Origin of the sequence: Polaribacter litorisediminis (assembly GCF_019968605.1) — a bacterium.
GTDB classification, from domain to species: domain Bacteria; phylum Bacteroidota; class Bacteroidia; order Flavobacteriales; family Flavobacteriaceae; genus Polaribacter; species Polaribacter litorisediminis.
This window is the reverse complement of the sequence record NZ_CP082966.1, coordinates 1,881,463-1,896,562: the sequence shown is the minus strand read 5'-3', so window position 1 is coordinate 1,896,562 and position 15,100 is coordinate 1,881,463. Positions and strand designations below refer to the sequence as shown.

The 15,100-nt window shown below is 30.2% G+C and carries 15 protein-coding genes; 9 read left to right on the top strand and 6 right to left on the bottom strand.

The window, feature by feature from the left end; genetic code table 11:
• The first annotated feature begins 147 nt into the window (after positions 1 to 147).
• From kdsB to K8354_RS08175, 4 genes are all read left to right on the top strand, one after another.
• Positions 148 to 885, top strand: a complete 738-nt coding sequence (gene kdsB / locus K8354_RS08190) for a 3-deoxy-manno-octulosonate cytidylyltransferase (protein ID WP_223447137.1) — start codon at positions 148 to 150, stop codon at positions 883 to 885.
• Complete coding sequence (locus tag K8354_RS08185) at positions 878 to 1,570, top strand: HAD family hydrolase (RefSeq protein WP_223447136.1); 693 nt, start codon at positions 878 to 880, stop codon at positions 1,568 to 1,570. The genes kdsB and K8354_RS08185 overlap by 8 nt, the downstream gene beginning before the upstream one ends.
• A 42-nt stretch (positions 1,571 to 1,612) precedes the next feature.
• The gene (locus K8354_RS08180) at positions 1,613 to 1,873 is read left to right on the top strand and encodes a hypothetical protein (protein ID WP_223447135.1); all 261 of its coding nucleotides are present in this window, start codon (positions 1,613 to 1,615) and stop codon (positions 1,871 to 1,873) included.
• 127 nt (positions 1,874 to 2,000) lie between these two features.
• Positions 2,001 to 2,195, top strand: coding sequence for a hypothetical protein (locus K8354_RS08175; protein ID WP_223447134.1), 195 nt, complete (start codon positions 2,001 to 2,003; stop codon positions 2,193 to 2,195).
• A gap of 46 nt (positions 2,196 to 2,241) precedes the next feature.
• Here K8354_RS08175 and K8354_RS08170 read toward each other — a convergent pair whose 3' ends face one another.
• The 4 genes from K8354_RS08170 to K8354_RS08155 all read right to left on the bottom strand — a co-directional run bounded on the left by K8354_RS08170 (position 2,242) and on the right by K8354_RS08155 (position 5,495).
• Positions 2,242 to 2,691, bottom strand: a complete 450-nt coding sequence (locus K8354_RS08170; RefSeq protein WP_223447133.1) for a sensor of ECF-type sigma factor — start codon at positions 2,689 to 2,691, stop codon at positions 2,242 to 2,244.
• 9 nt (positions 2,692 to 2,700) lie between these two features.
• A complete protein-coding gene (locus K8354_RS08165; RefSeq protein WP_223447131.1) occupies positions 2,701 to 3,240 on the bottom strand; it encodes a hypothetical protein in 540 nt (179 codons plus the stop codon).
• 31 nt (positions 3,241 to 3,271) lie between these two features.
• A complete protein-coding gene (locus K8354_RS08160; RefSeq protein ID WP_223447129.1) occupies positions 3,272 to 3,820 on the bottom strand; it encodes an RNA polymerase sigma factor in 549 nt (182 codons plus the stop codon).
• A 226-nt stretch (positions 3,821 to 4,046) separates the two neighbouring features.
• Positions 4,047 to 5,495 carry a TonB-dependent receptor gene (locus tag K8354_RS08155; RefSeq protein WP_223447127.1) on the bottom strand — a complete coding sequence of 483 codons (1,449 nt, stop codon included), beginning with the start codon at positions 5,493 to 5,495 and terminating at the stop codon, positions 4,047 to 4,049.
• Between the two features lie 76 nt (positions 5,496 to 5,571).
• Between K8354_RS08155 and K8354_RS08150 the strand changes: the two genes are divergently transcribed.
• The 5 genes from K8354_RS08150 to K8354_RS08130 all read left to right on the top strand — a co-directional run bounded on the left by K8354_RS08150 (position 5,572) and on the right by K8354_RS08130 (position 9,695).
• Complete coding sequence (locus K8354_RS08150; protein ID WP_223447125.1) at positions 5,572 to 6,363, top strand: MBL fold metallo-hydrolase; 792 nt, start codon at positions 5,572 to 5,574, stop codon at positions 6,361 to 6,363.
• 101 nt (positions 6,364 to 6,464) lie between these two features.
• Entirely contained in the window at positions 6,465 to 6,848 is a 384-nt protein-coding gene (locus K8354_RS08145) for a hypothetical protein (protein WP_223447123.1), read from the top strand.
• A complete protein-coding gene (locus K8354_RS08140; RefSeq protein ID WP_223447121.1) occupies positions 6,849 to 7,670 on the top strand; it encodes a cell envelope biogenesis protein OmpA in 822 nt (273 codons plus the stop codon).
• 13 nt (positions 7,671 to 7,683) lie between these two features.
• Positions 7,684 to 8,169, top strand: a complete 486-nt coding sequence (locus K8354_RS08135; protein ID WP_223447118.1) for a Rab family GTPase — start codon at positions 7,684 to 7,686, stop codon at positions 8,167 to 8,169.
• Positions 8,170 to 8,174: 5 nt separating this feature from the next.
• On the top strand, positions 8,175 to 9,695 hold the full coding sequence (locus tag K8354_RS08130; RefSeq protein ID WP_223447116.1) for an ATP-binding response regulator: 1,521 nt from the start codon (positions 8,175 to 8,177) through the stop codon (positions 9,693 to 9,695).
• A gap of 159 nt (positions 9,696 to 9,854) precedes the next feature.
• On the opposite strand, the gene K8354_RS08125 is transcribed toward K8354_RS08130, so the two are convergent.
• Together K8354_RS08125 and K8354_RS08120 are read right to left on the bottom strand one after the other, a co-directional pair.
• Positions 9,855 to 11,900, bottom strand: a complete 2,046-nt coding sequence (locus K8354_RS08125) for an LruC domain-containing protein (RefSeq protein WP_223447114.1) — start codon at positions 11,898 to 11,900, stop codon at positions 9,855 to 9,857.
• Positions 11,901 to 12,569: 669 nt separating this feature from the next.
• Complete coding sequence (locus tag K8354_RS08120) at positions 12,570 to 14,990, bottom strand: response regulator (RefSeq protein ID WP_223447111.1); 2,421 nt, start codon at positions 14,988 to 14,990, stop codon at positions 12,570 to 12,572.
• Between the last annotated feature and the right edge of the window lie 110 nt (positions 14,991 to 15,100).

Genomic DNA, 15,100 nt, shown 5'->3' with positions numbered 1-15,100 from the left:
ATTCTAAAGCGAGGTCTTTTATTTTTAAGTTTCTAATTTTTAAGAAAATTTGATTCATTTAATTGCTAAAAAATACTCATTTTTTAAAAACTTAATTTAAGGCTATCCCTTTTAAATAGTATCTTTATAGCTTAATAAAAAGAATTTATGAAAGTAATAGCTATGATTCCTGCGCGTTATAGTGCATCTCGTTTTCCAGGAAAACTAATGAAAGATTTAGGCGGAAAATCGGTGATTGTAAGAACTTATGAAGCTGCATTGCAGACTAATTTATTTGAAGAGGTGTATGTTGTAACAGATTCGGATGTTATTTTTAAAGCGATAGATCAAGTGGGTGGTAAAGTAATAATGAGTAAAACCGAACACGAATGTGGTTCTGATAGAATTGCCGAGGCTGTAGAATTTATAGCGGCTGATATTGTTGTTAATGTGCAGGGAGATGAACCTTTTATAGATGCTATTTCTTTATCAAAATTAATTAATGTTTTTAAAGTTGATGTAAAAAAAGAGATCGATTTAGCTTCACTCAAAGTACAAATTACCAATAAAAAAGATATTGAAAACCCTAATAATGTTAAGGTAATAACGGATGTAAATAATTTAGCCCTATATTTTTCTAGAAGTGTAATTCCTTTTCATCGAGATAAAGAAGTTTCTGTAAAATATTACAAACACAAAGGCGTTTATGCGTTTAGAAAACAAGCGTTGTTAGATTTTTATAAAACGCCAATGACGCCTTTAGAAGCCGCTGAGAAAATTGAAGCCATTCGGTATCAAGAAATTGGTAAGAAAATAAAAATGGTAGAAACAACGATAGAAGCAGTAGGAATTGATACTCCAGAAGATTTAGAAAAAGCAAAACAATATCTAAATAAGCATGTATAAAAATATAAAAGTAATTGCTTTTGATGCTGATGATACTTTATGGGTAAACGAAACCTATTTTAGAGAAGCAGAGGAAGACTTTGCACAACTAGTATCGAAATACGAAACTAAAAATAAAATAGACCAAGAACTTTTTCAAACAGAAATTAAGAATCTAGCATTTTATGGTTATGGTGTAAAGGGGTTTATACTTTCTATGATTGAGTGTGCTTTAGAATTGTCTAACTATCAAATAAAACAACAGACAATTGCATCAATTTTAAATATTGGTAAAGAAATGTTAGAAAAACCAATAGAATTATTGCAAGGAGTGGAGGAGGCATTGCAATCTTTGGAAGGCAAATACAAACTGATTGTGGCTACAAAAGGCGATTTATTAGATCAAGAGCGAAAGTTAGAAAAATCTAATTTGTTAAAATATTTTCATCATATTGAAGTAATGAGTGATAAAAAAGAAAAAGATTATCTAAAGTTGATAAAGCATTTAGAGATTCATCCATCTGAATTATTGATGATTGGTAATTCTCTAAAATCAGATGTATTACCACTTATAAAAATTGGCGCATCTGCAATTCATGTACCATTTCATACTACTTGGGTTCATGAAGAGGTTTCTATAGAAGAATCATCTAAATTAGCCTATAAAACTGTTTCAAATATAAAGGATGTTGTAGGGCTTTTTTAAATAAATAAACTAACTTTGCACCAATTAAAAGAATAACAAATTATGGCTAGCATAAAAAATTTAAAAAAAGATATTAATTACGTTTTAGGAGATGTTATAGAATACGCATTAGACGTTACTACCTTAAAAAACGAATCTGCAAAAGGTGATGAAATTATTGACGAAGCAATTGAAACTTTTGATGCTTTGGTTGCAAAAATAAATACCAGTAATGTAGAAAATAAGAAAGCTCATTTTAAAGCAATAAGTCAAGAGTTAGAAACAAAAGCAAAAGCGTTAATTGATAAAATTAACAGTTTATAAAATTAACATTTTTTAAACAAAATTTTAAGACCAACATCAATTTTAAATGTTGATTTTTTTTATTACTTTTACATACAGCAATATATAATAAGATTTTACGTTTAATTACTAACAAAAATTTATAAAAATGGCTAGAGCTATGTTTGAGTACACAAAGACTGTGCTTCGTAAAGTAAGTTTTAATTCAGATTTATTTTGTAAAGAATTAGAAAAATCATTGCAAAGATTATTACCTTATGAGATACAAGAGTTAATCATTTGGCTAAAAGAATTTACAGCAAATAAACCAGAGTTATATGTTTATACGAATTTAATAAAATAAAAAAGGGAGCAATTTGCTCCCTTTTTTATACGATTAATTTTTATAATTAAGGTTTTCTTCGTCTGTATTTCCGCATTAAATTTCTTCCAAATTCAATTTCTGCAATTTGTAATTTTATAATTTTTTTATTAGAAATAATCCGTTCTATTTTTTTTATAAAATCTTTCTGAATCTCATATAATTTTTTGTCCGTACTTAATTTTAGAGCTACCAATTTTTTTGAGTCCTCTTCGCTAATATTATCAAGAGTTTCGTTTTTTTGAATCGCTTGTTCTAAGCTAAACCGATAAGAACCTCTTAAAGTATGCTGTTCTTTATCAAAGGCATTATAAACAGGCCAAAACTTTTGAGCTTCGTTTGCCGTTAAATTTAACTGCTCAGTAAGGTAAGCAATTTTTAAAGTTCTAATTTTTTCTCTTCCTTCTTTTTTGCTCTGTGCACTTAAGGAAAGCGAACAAAAAAGAGAAATAGAAATATATAGTATTATTTTTTTCATCATATGTGTTTAATTAAGATCATTCCAAAAAGTATTACTGTCTAGAGAATTTATATATTCTTCTAAACTTTCATTTTTGATATCTGTAAAATAAAATTCATTTTCATCTAAAATATCATCTTGCAAAATAGAAGCAATATCATGCGTACTTAACGTATTTGAATCTAACCAATATTCTAGGTCATTGTTAGAAAGCGTGTCTAGGGTAAGCGTATCATTCGTGTTAAAAACAAACGAATTTAAACCAATAAACAACATAATTGAAGCTGCCGCAACAAAAGGAATTATTTTAAAAATCCGTTGTTTAAAAGTAACGACTTTAGTCTTCTTTTTGGTTGATGAAACTTTGGCTAAAATACTATCTTCTATAGTGTCAAAATAATTTTCAGGAACTTTAAAACCAGTTTCTTTGCTAAATTTTTCTTCGGATATTTTCGCATTTATAACCTCTTCCAAACCATCAAAATAATTTGAAGGAGTAGAAAACCCAGTTGCTGTTCCAACTTTATGGCGGATGTACGATTCGCTATTTTTTATCTCATTTTTCATTGTAGTTTAGACCTTTAAATTTTAAGAAGGTTTAATTAGTTTTTGTTTTAATATATTTTTCAATTTTCTTTACTGCATGAAAATAAGATGCTTTTAATCCTCCAACAGAAGTTTCTAAAATGGTTGATATTTCATTATATTTAAGATCATCAAAATATTTCATATTAAAAACTAGTTGCTGTTTTTGCGGTAACGTAGCAATTGCTTTTTGTAAAATAAGCTGAATTTCATCACCAGAAAAATAAACATCACTTTCTAAAGTATTGGTCAGTTTTTCTTGATAATCAGAAAAAGCTACATTTCTTTTTTTTGCTTTTTTATTTATAAAAGTGATCGATTCATTGGTTGCAATTCTATACATCCAAGAATATAATTTACTTTGGTTGTTAAATTTATCTATATTTTTAAAAATTTTGACAAAAGTATTTTGCAAAACATCATCTGCATCATCATGAACAACAACAATTTTACGAATATGCCAATACAAGCGCTCTTTGTATTGAGTTATCAATATCCGAAACGCTTTGTCTCTGGTTTTACTATTTTGAAGTTGTTTAACTAAAGTAATATCGTCTGTCAAAAAAACATTTTCTTATAAGACAACAAAATAAGAAAAAGGTTTAATGTTTTTAAAAATAATTTGGTGAAGTTTTTTAGCGGCGTGGCACTTTATAATGATCTAAAAATAGTAGGGTAGCATCATAAAGAAAAATGGTCTTTTATGCTTATTTTTAGCACAAGACCATTTTTGGTATTTTCAAAATAATTTTAGAATAGTTATTCTAAATGTGATGTTTTTAAAAGAGTTATTTTCTCGCCATCGATCTAGAATATCCAAATAAACGTTTTTGCTTTATGGTTTCTGGAATTCCTTTTGGCAACATTTCTTCCCAGCCTTTTTTACCCTCCATAATCATTTTTAAAACGGTTCTAGAAAAAATATCTAAACTCTCTTTATCAAAATCTTGGATATCTACCAATCTGCCGTTTTGTTTAAAGAATTTATACAATTCTTTCATTCTTGGATGTACTTTTAAGTTTTCACTATTCAGATACTCATCAGATTCTTGATCGTGATAAGGATACATATAAACCTTTAAGTCTCTGTGAAATAATTTACCAAACCCTTCGAGAATACCACCACTTAAATCTCTATAATATTTTTCATCAAAAATTTGAATTAAATTGTAAACGCCCATGGACAAAGCCATTCTTTCTTTGGTAAATTCACTAAAATATTCAACCAATTTAAAATATTGCTGAAAGTTGGTAATCATTACATTTTGTCCCAGAGAACATAAAAGTTCTGCTCTATCTAAAAAGTCTCTTTCGTTAATTTTACCTTCGGCGGATAAGTTGCTTAAAGTAATTTCAAAAATAACTTGTATTTTTTCTTCGGATACTTTTTTCTCTTGTAAAAATAATTGTTTGGACTTCTCAAACATGTCCATATTTACTTTTGTAACAGGTCTAAAACTACCACGTAAAGCTAAAATATTCTTTTTGTAAAGCACTTGTGCAGGTAGTAAGTTAAAACCATCCGGACCAAACATTACTGCGTTCGTCATTCCGTTTTTAAGAAGCTGTAGACTCATTAATCGATTGTCTACATACATAAAACGTGGTCCCGAAAAGTTAATCATATCTATTTCTAGTTGATGATTTCCTAAATTATCATAAAATGATTTTACCAATTCTTTAGGATTATCATTTAAATAAAAAGCACCATAAATTAAATTTACACCTAAAATACCTAAAGTTTCTTGCTGCAAACGCGCGTCTGTTTCTTTAAAACGAAGATGTAGAACAATTTCATTATAATCTTCTAAAGGATCTAATTGAAATCGAACACCAACCCAACCATGACCTTTAAATTTTCTTGCAAAATCGATTGTGGTTACTGTGTTGGCATAACTAAAAAATAATTTATCAGGATGTTTTTGTCTACTTAATCGATCTTCAATTAAATCAATTTCATGACGCAACATGGTTTGCAAACGAGGTTGTGTTACATAACGTTTGTCTTCTTCCATACCATATATAGCATCAGAAAAATCTTTATCATACGCACTCATGGCTTTTGCAATCGTGCCAGAAGCCCCTCCCGATCTAAAAAAATTACGAGCAGTTTCTTGTCCTGCACCAATTTCTGCAAAAGTTCCGTAAATATCTCTGTTTAAATTTATTCTTAAAGCTTTGTTTTTAGTGGTAGGTACACTACTAATTTCTTGATCTCCTTTTAAAGATATTGCCATATTGGGTATGTTTTATTGCAAACAAATGTACTAAATAAGAACGCTACGAGTCAATTTTTATCTTATTTTTGTTCTAATGAATACGAATAAAAAACTGTTAAAAATCACCTTTTTAGGTACAGGTACTTCTCAAGGTATTCCTATGATTGCTAGTAAAGATCCGGTTTGTTTATCAAAGGATATGAAAGATAAACGCTTACGTTCTTCAATTTTAATTTCTTGGGATGAATTAACGTATGTAATAGATTGCGGTCCCGATTTTAGACAACAAATGTTGCGTGAAAATGTGCAGGATATTGATGGTGTTTTTTTTACACATGAGCATGCCGATCATACTGCTGGTTTAGATGATTTACGTCCTTTTTGTTACAAAATAGGGGAGATGCCTATTTATTTAAATCAGAGAACTTTAGAAAGCTTAGAGCAACGTTTTCAGTATATTTTTAGTAAAGAAAACAGGTATCCTGGAGCACCAAGTGTGCAGCCCAATTTGGTAGGTAATTCTCCTTTTTTGGTGCAAGATTTACAAGTAATTCCCATAGAAGTTATGCATGGAAACTTGCCCGTTACCGCCTACAGAATTTTAGATTTTGCCTATTTAACTGACGTAAAAAGTGTGGCTGAATCAGAAAAAGAAAAACTTAAAAATTTAGAGGTTTTGGTCATTAATGCTTTAAGGATTGAAAAACATCCGACACATTTCAATTTGCAAGATGCGTTAGATTTTGTAAATGAAATTAAACCTAAAACGACCTACTTTACGCACATTAGTCATAAATTAGGTTTTCATGAAACCGTTTCTAAACAGTTGCCTAAAAATGTATTTTTATCCTATGATGGGTTAAAAATTGAGGTAAAGGGAATATAATTTATTTTTTAATGTATATTTGTTTCTAAGGCTCTTATTTATTGTCTTTTATTGGTGAATCTTAAACGTATTTGTAATTACAAAACAAGAATAATAAAATTATGGAACAAAATCCTGAACAAAACAATGAGGTAGTTGAAAATCAAAATACTACAAATCATAAAGTTGCTAATCAGCACGTTGATAGTAGAATAGCAGCTGTAAGAGATTTAATTTTTGGAGAAAATATTCAACAATACGACTCTGAATTTGCAGAGGTTTATGATAAAATAAAAAAGCTTCAAGAAGAGCATCACAAGGATTTAGCGGAAGCAGTTCATAATATCGAAAATAAATTATCTGATTTAGAAAGTTTAGTAGATCATAAGTTTCAAGATTTAAATGATGATTTAGAGAAGAAATTAGCAGATCTTGATGATGAAAAAACAGATAGAAGAAAATTAGGGAAAGCTTTGGAGAAAATTGCACAGATGTTGCAAGCATAAATGGAAAAATCGACGGCAGATAAAATAAAAGAGAATCGTTTTGAGTTGTTAAAAGAGCTTCTATTAAAGGAAGATAGAGAAAGATTTAATGATTTAAGGGATGAACTTTTAGAAAGCGATAAATTTAAACGCAAAGTTTCTCCAGTTGTCGATGAAAAAATTGAAGATTTAAAAGAAAACTTCCCAGTATATTTTGGTGGAACCATCACAGAAACCATAAAAACACAAATTAGAGACTCTCAAGATGAAGTAGTAGAAGCGCTCTACCCAATTATCGGTAAATTAATTAAGAAATTTATTATTGCAGAGGTTTCTAAGCTTTCAGATTCAATCAATCAAACAATTAACGACAAATTTTCAATTAAACACATTATAAAACGCTTGTTTAAAGGAAAGAGAACCGACGCAGAAGATGTTTTGCAAGAAGTTTTTGAACCAATTATAGAAGAAGTTTTTGTGATTGAAAAAGATTCAGGTTTGTTGGCAGGTAATTATTCACGAGGAAACATTGCGGATAAAGACATGGTTTCCGGTATGCTAACCGCTATTAAGTCGTTTGCAGAAGATGCTTTTTCTAAAGAAGGGCAAAATTTAGAGGATATTAAATTTGAAAACTTTCAATTATCTATTCAGAATTTTAAAACAATCTATATTGCAACGGCAGCTTCTGGTGCCATAAATCGTGACTTTAAAGAGGGACTACAAGACGATGTAAATTCATTGGCAGAAATTATTTTAAGAGATCGAAGTTATTTAACGGATGAAGAAAGACTAAATACTATGATCAAAAAATATATTATTAAAATTAAACCAAGTGTTTAAATTGTTGTATTAAATGATTGCAAAAAAAGTTTTATTAGTAGGTAATTTTGGAGTTGGTAAAACCTCATTAATTAGAAGGTTTGTGTTCAATGAATTTTCTGAAGATTATATAAGTACTATTGGAGTTAGAGTTAGTTCAAAAATTGTGAGGCTTGATGGAGTCCAAATTAAATTATTAATTTGGGATGTTGCGGGTATAAAAGATGATGAAAAAGTACCAAAAGCTTATTTCTTAGGAGCTAGCGCCGCTTTATATGTGTTCGATTTAAGTAGAGAAGAGACCTACCTAAATATAAAAAATCAGGTTGAGATGATTAAGGAATTATCGGGTTTATCCACAATTACGGTGGTAGGGAATAAAAAAGACTTGCTAACTGCAGACGAAATTAATATTCTTAAAAAGACCATCGAAATTCCTGTTGATATGATTACAAGTGCAAAAGAAAATGACCAGGTAGAAGATGCCTTTAACATATTAGCCAAACAATCTTTAAAATAAAGCTTTTGAGATCAACCAAAATTGAAAATGTTTTCATTGAATTAAATATTACTTTTTCGGGAGTTATAAAAAATATTATTGCGGGTAAATTTGCGCAAAATGAGTTTACACCCAATTCTTCTATTTTTACGGCATGCCCATATTTAATTGGTACTTTAGAGGCATTACCTTTTCGTGAAAATATTACGATGGAAGGAATGATTATTAGCACGGATGACATAGAATATCAAGTAGATTTAGAGTTGTTTAAAACAGATGAAGTTGTTTCTGTTTTAATTCATAACCGCACAAATGTCTACAAAGTTGTAAAGCAACTAAATCAAAATAGGAATGATTTATTTTTTATGAAAAGAGAAATTTTAGAAAAAAATAAAGAATTGGCTATTTTAAAAAAAGTTGCGGATAAAGCGAATGAAGAAAAAACGCGTTTTTTGGCAATGATGAGTCATGAGGTGAGAAATCCGTTAAACACAATATTAGGATATACAGCAATGATATCCGAAGAAAAATTAAGCGAAAAAGCACAAGAGTATATCAATTATCTTGCATTAGCGGGTAAAAATTTAAAAGTAATTGTTGATGATATTTTAGATTTATCTAGAATTGAAGCAGGTAAATTGCAATTGGCTTCAGAAGAAATAAATATAAAAGAGTTATTAAAAGGTAGTTTTATAAATTATCAATATCAACATAAAAATAAGCAAGTAGCTTTAAAAATAGCAACCTCAGAAAACATACCCGAAATTGTAATAGGAGATGGCGTGCGAGTCAATCAAATTTTATCAAACTTAATGAGTAATGCCTTAAAGTTTACTAAAAAGGGAAGTATTTCTCTGCAGTTAGCATTGGTTTCTGAAAGCGAAGAACAGGCAGAAGTTCGTTTTAAAATTACGGATACTGGAAGAGGAATGACCGCAGCGCAAACTGCAAAAATATTTGAGGAATATGGTCAAACAGAACTCGATGACAATCGGGTTTTTGGAGGTGCAGGTTTGGGTTTATCCATTGTAAAGTTACTAGTAGAGGCTATGAATGGTGCTATATCTGTAGCAAGTGAATTACATATAGGAACTACTTTTTCTGTTGATATTCCGTTTCAAAAAGTTTTAAAGGAATCAGGATCGAAAGAAATTGAGTTGCCATCTAAAGGGTTAAAAAGCCTACAAGGAAAACACATTTTATTAGCGGATGATGGTTTGTTAAATCAGAAAATAACGTCCTATTTTTTACAAAAGGAAGAGGTACGCATTACCACTGCAAAAGATGGTTTAGAGGCTTTAAATTTGATCAATGAACAAGTTTTTGATATGGTTATTTTAGATATTAATATGCCAGAAATTACAGGTGAAACTTTAATTCAACAAAAAGCTACTTTCCAAAAAAACCAGGAGATTCCGTTTTTAGCTTTAACAGGAAATGCCACTCCAGAAGACAAAGCACATTATTTAAAAATTGGTTTTAGTGAGGTAATTTTTAAACCTTATAAACCTGATGAATTAATTGATAAAATTAAGCGTTGTTTTTAGTTTTTACATCCATTTAATTTGAGTAATCGTTAAATAAGTAAGACGCCACTATAAATTTATGAAATTCTTACTGTAAAGTATTCATGTCATTCTTTTTATCAAAAAAAAAGAGATCGCTTTGCTTGCGACCTCTTTCCGTATAATGCATTAGCTGTTTTTTTACTGCTCTTGATAAATATTAGCATCTTTTCTAAAGTCTGTTTCATTTTTATACCAGTTATTATACTCAAGTCCTTCACTTAACACCCAAGGAACAAACTTTAAATGGCTTAATTCTATGCTAACTTTTTCAATAGGATATTCAAATTTACTCGGAAAATTAATAGCCCATGGTAAATTTTGTTCTGTCTTGTAATACTTTCCTGCAGCAGGTTGCGTATCATCAGAAGATTCACCAAAGTAAGATAGATCTGCTAAATCAGTTGGTGGATAATTGGCTAAATGTACTTCTCTTCCTCTTTCTTTATTTACGATAATAAATGGGTTAAATGGGGCCATACCAAACTCATCTGCATCGATAGGGTTTACTAGGTTTATATTTACAGTAATTGTATCACCAGCCCTGTAAGGCTCATTTTGTGTGGTATTACCAAAACCATGTTTCCAAGCATTATCAAATACAATAATGGTGGCGCTGCTTTGTCCTGCTTCGGTTCCGTTGGCATTATTTTGAATGTATCCTTCTGTATATTGAGTACCCGACACAGATTCAATAAGTGAAGGATTTAGCCCTTCGATGGTAAAACCAAAACCATTTTGAAAACTAGCACCAATAGCTCTAACAATAAACTTACCTTGTAAGGTAACGACTTTGTTTGCTGCATTAGAGATTCTGTTAAAATTATAATCAATTACTAAATCATTAAAATCGTAATCTCCTTTAGATGGCCATTGATCTTCAAAAGCTAAAGTTCCGTATAAACCACTACTAGCAAAATAATTGTTAAAAGCTAAATTAGGATCTTCTGGATAGTCATCAAAACTATCATTAATTCCGTCTTCATCCGTATCTATAGGATCAGGGTTGGCTATTTGTATATTTTCTATTTCTATATTCTCAATAGGGTTTGCAGTTGCGTAAAAAACGGCATCATTAAAATCATTGTCTCCACCAGGACGAATTAAATCTTCGAACGAAATTAAAATTACATCTCTTTCTTTATCTAAAAGCAATACAGTGTGCTGTTGGTGTTCTACATCGGGTTCTGGATTTAATTCTGAATTGGAATATAATAAACCTCTACCTTCTGTAGATTGTTGACTTGGACCATTCCAACCATCACGCATTAACATCCAACCAATTACAGTGTTTTTTTGGAAAGTACCTAAAGATACTTTATCCCCTGAATATAATCCACCTCCAGAACCTTGAAAAGATACATTCGGAAAGATTACATAACAATCTTTTATGTCTGCAGTTGTTGTTGGCGGAAAATCTCGATCATACGTATAATATGCCAACACATTTCTATAACCTGCTCCTTCCGAGACAAAAGTTACCCAAACTTCAGCTTCTTCTAAAACGACAATGTTTTGCTCATTGCCATCTACTAAATATTCAGGGTGATATGTCGGAACAGGACGGTTTTCTGGTAGAGCTGCATTTACATCATTTAAAAATTCAGGACTAATATAATCGCCTTCGTCTTCTAAATAATCAGGAACTCCATTTCCGTCATAGCTACCAAGATAGTTGATATTAATATTGGCACTAAATTTACTTTTTAGTGTGCGATCCACTTTAGAATAAAAAGATTTAGAACCAGCATTTTGATTTTTTTGACTATCTCTAGTGCCTCCGAATGTAAAGTAAATATTTCCGTTTTCTATGGGTACTTTTGCTTCCGGTATAAAACCGATGAAGTCAGTTTTTAAAACCACTTCCTCCATATCAGCTTCAAAGTTGTAATCAACTTTAAATTCTCCTTGGTTATCAGTTGCCCCGTTTATAATTTCAACACCATTTTCTTCCTCAAAATTAGTCCATATACTAACCTTAACATTCGGTACAGCATTACCAGCGTTGTCTTTTGTGAATATTGTAACCTTAGCGTCTTGTGTATTCTCCCAATCAAAATTAGGTGAAATTTCTAAGTCATTTAAAGTCAAATCATTAGGATCTGTAGGTTGTTCTGTGAACTTGTTGTTACAGGCACTAAAAATAATCAGCACAAGTAATAGAGAATAACGATTAAAAGTATTCATACTTTATGGTTTAAGGGGTTTTTTAAATAATTAATTTGTTCTACTTAGTAAAGTTACGAAATATATTAATTTTAGGGATGGAATTCACGACAAATCGAATGGAACAAACGGTGAATAAATAGTAAGTGCAGATGAACAGTAATTGGCCCCAATAATGGAGGTATATTGTTTTTTAAACGGTCGATTACTATTTTAATCGAAAGAATTCTCTGAGGCGCTGTCTCGAATGTAGCGTGCAGATATGTGCTTTTATTTTTAATGAGCGAATGTATGTATAAAATTCATCTTCAAAGTTTTATGATATCATTTTGTTTATCTTATAAAATATAAAGAACAGTTTTTAACCCAGAAAGTTCAAATTCATTTAAGTAAGTTTGTTTGAAAATATCAGAAAGGTAGGAAGTTCATTTTTTGAAAATTGGTATGGATGGTAATCCTGTTTATTTCGCGATTCAGAGCGTTTGTATGAAATCAGTTTAAAAGATAATTAGTGCTGTTAAAAGTATTACAGCCAAGGATATTTTTAGGTTACATCCAGAAGTTAAAAGGTTTTTTTCAGTTAGTTACATTCAAGTCTTTGTTCTTTATTATAACAGCGAAAGCGGTCTTTTTATCTTTTATCGGACAACAATGATTTAAATCTATTGCATCTTTATTTGTTATCAAAAACTAGATTATTTTAAGAACTTGTTCTAATTCTTCTAGTGTAAAAGGTTTTTGTAAAACAAAATGAACATCATGTTTATTTTTAATTTCCTCATCAATATTCCAACCCGACACGATTATAATTTTTATTTTTTCACCAAAAGTTTGTTTAATAGCGGAAGTAAGTTCCCATCCATTCATTTCAGGCATACCAATGTCTGTAAATACTATATCGCAGGTATTTTTATTTAGATATTCTAAAGCATCTTTCCCACTAGCTGCATGATTGCAGTTGTAACCAATTAATTCTAATAATTCACTAGAATTTTCTCTTATATCAATGTCATCATCTACCCATAAAATATTTAGTGCTGTTTTGTTTCTAGGCGCTTGTTTTTTTTCAGAAATATTCTTGCTTTCTTGTTGCAAGTTAATCGGCAATAAAATTTCTATGGTCGTTCCTTTTCTTAATTCAGACGATTTAACAAAAACATTTCCTTTGTGCTTTTTTACAATGTTATAAACCCTGCTCATTCCGAGACCTCTACCTGCAGTTAATCCTTTTGTTGAATAAAAGGGTTGAAACACTTTTAATTTGGTTTCTTCGTCCATACCTATCCCAGTGTCTGTAATTGTTAAAGATATGTTTTTTGAGTTTTTGCTTGTTTTAAAATGGATGGTTCCGTTTTTAGGTATAGCTTCAACACTATTTTTAATTAAATTATGGAGCACTATTTTTAATTCTTTTTTATTACAATTAATTGCTGGAATATCACCGAAATCGGTTGTTATATTAATTTTTAATCCTTCTTTTTCTTTGTAACCTTTCCAAAGTGGGCCAAATTGTTTTAAACTTTCTTGAACGAGTTTATTTAAATGAATAGGTTCTGTATTTTTAGGCATATGCTCTGTACTACCAAAATATTGTAATACATGCACTCTACGAAACACATCTTTTATCGTATATTCAATATTGTTAAGGCGTTCTCTCGAAGTTTCTGATAAATTATTTTGTAGTTTTATAATTTCTAAATTTCCAGTAATACTTTGTAACGAATTATTAAAGTCGTGGGCAATAGAAGAAGACATTTCACTGATAGCTTCAAGTCTTTGAAGATTTACAAGATCCTTTGTAAATAATTTTTGTTTGGTAATATCTTGACTAGTACTTAATACACTAATTATTTTACCATTAGCTGCCAACACAGCAGTGTAAATACCTCGTATTACTTTTTGTTCTCCATTAGGAAGGCAAATTCTAAATTCAATATCCTGCAGTAGCCCAAGAGTAGTAGTTTTAGTAAAAGCACTATGAAATGATTTTACGTCATCAGGGTGAATTCTATTCAAAATGGTCTTAAAGTCAGGAGCACCTTTTTTTGAATCAAACCCCCAGATATGAAACGTTTCATCAGACCATTCTGATTTTTGAGTTGTAATATTAAATGTCCAGCTACCAGCATGTATTAATTTCTGTGCTTCGGTTAATTCATTCTTAATTTTTTTTAATTTTAATTCAGCTACTTTAAATTTATTTTCTGCCTGGTAACGCTCAGTAATGTCATGAATTATTCCAATAAGAAACCGTTTTCCTTCAGAATTTATAAATCGTGTCTTTCGGGTAGCTATTGTTCGAATTTGATCATTGCGTAATGTAAGTAATTCTTCTTCTATATTTTCCTGTCCATGAAGAATCACTTGCCTATCAATTTTTAAAAATAGATCTTGCTCTTCAGGTGTATATCGATTAACAAATGTTTTCCCGATGATTTGAGCTCTTTTAAGGTTAAAAAGTACACAAAAAGCGTTATTAACAAAAACGAACTTACTTTGATTGTCTTTCACAAAAACAGGCTCGCCCATGTTGCTAAAAGTACTAAAAAGATAGGTTTCTTCTTCTTTCTCTTTGGGTCTCTTTTTTTCTTCGGTTTTTATTCGTTTTTCTTCTTCCTTTTTTTGAACGGTAATGTCTAAATATACAGCTATAAAATAGTCCTTTTTTGGTGAAAATATTTTCACTAAAATCCATTTGTCCAAAACACTTATATAATATTCTAAATTTTTAGGGATTCCTATGGCGTATTCGCTACTAATCATTTCTAGCATACCAGCGTCTAAACCCTTGACGGTAAACATAAATTCTGAGGCTCTTTTTCCGACAACATTACGGTATCCAGTTAGTGCATCAAAAGCATCATTAACTTCAATAAATTCAAAATCAATAGCCTTGTTTTTGTTATAAATGATTTTGGCGTACACAAATGCGCTTGGCATATTTTTAAACAGAAGTCCCAAGTTCTGCCCGTGTTCTAACAAAGTAAACTCGCTATCTTCAGTTAAAGTAGCGTTATCGTTTTTTTTTTCTTTTTGGATTGAATACTGTAATTTAAGTTTAGAAATTTCGTCTTCCAATTCTTTGTAGGTAGGCTTTTTATTTGATTTCATAATTATTTTAAGGGTATCTGATATATTCTTAGGTATTTTAGCAGTACTATTTTATGAATTTTAAATTTAAGTACAATAAATAAATTTAGAAAATTATAACAGACCTTTTT

What these genes read in the sequence shown, in the direction of transcription:
- K8354_RS08155 (WP_223447127.1), bottom strand. Translation starts at nt 5,495, where the DNA reads ATGGCAATATCTTTAAAAGGAGATCAAGAAATTAGTAGTGTACCTACC.
- K8354_RS08145 (WP_223447123.1), top strand. Translation starts at nt 6,465, where the DNA reads ATGGAACAAAATCCTGAACAAAACAATGAGGTAGTTGAAAATCAAAAT.
- K8354_RS08140 (WP_223447121.1), top strand. Translation starts at nt 6,849, where the DNA reads ATGGAAAAATCGACGGCAGATAAAATAAAAGAGAATCGTTTTGAGTTG.
- K8354_RS08120 (WP_223447111.1), bottom strand. Translation starts at nt 14,990, where the DNA reads ATGAAATCAAATAAAAAGCCTACCTACAAAGAATTGGAAGACGAAATT.
- K8354_RS08185 (WP_223447136.1), top strand. Translation starts at nt 878, where the DNA reads ATGTATAAAAATATAAAAGTAATTGCTTTTGATGCTGATGATACTTTA.
- K8354_RS08125 (WP_223447114.1), bottom strand. Translation starts at nt 11,900, where the DNA reads ATGAATACTTTTAATCGTTATTCTCTATTACTTGTGCTGATTATTTTT.
- K8354_RS08135 (WP_223447118.1), top strand. Translation starts at nt 7,684, where the DNA reads ATGATTGCAAAAAAAGTTTTATTAGTAGGTAATTTTGGAGTTGGTAAA.
- K8354_RS08165 (WP_223447131.1), bottom strand. Translation starts at nt 3,240, where the DNA reads ATGAAAAATGAGATAAAAAATAGCGAATCGTACATCCGCCATAAAGTT.
- K8354_RS08175 (WP_223447134.1), top strand. Translation starts at nt 2,001, where the DNA reads ATGGCTAGAGCTATGTTTGAGTACACAAAGACTGTGCTTCGTAAAGTA.
- K8354_RS08170 (WP_223447133.1), bottom strand. Translation starts at nt 2,691, where the DNA reads ATGAAAAAAATAATACTATATATTTCTATTTCTCTTTTTTGTTCGCTT.
- kdsB (WP_223447137.1), top strand. Translation starts at nt 148, where the DNA reads ATGAAAGTAATAGCTATGATTCCTGCGCGTTATAGTGCATCTCGTTTT.
- K8354_RS08180 (WP_223447135.1), top strand. Translation starts at nt 1,613, where the DNA reads ATGGCTAGCATAAAAAATTTAAAAAAAGATATTAATTACGTTTTAGGA.
- K8354_RS08150 (WP_223447125.1), top strand. Translation starts at nt 5,572, where the DNA reads ATGAATACGAATAAAAAACTGTTAAAAATCACCTTTTTAGGTACAGGT.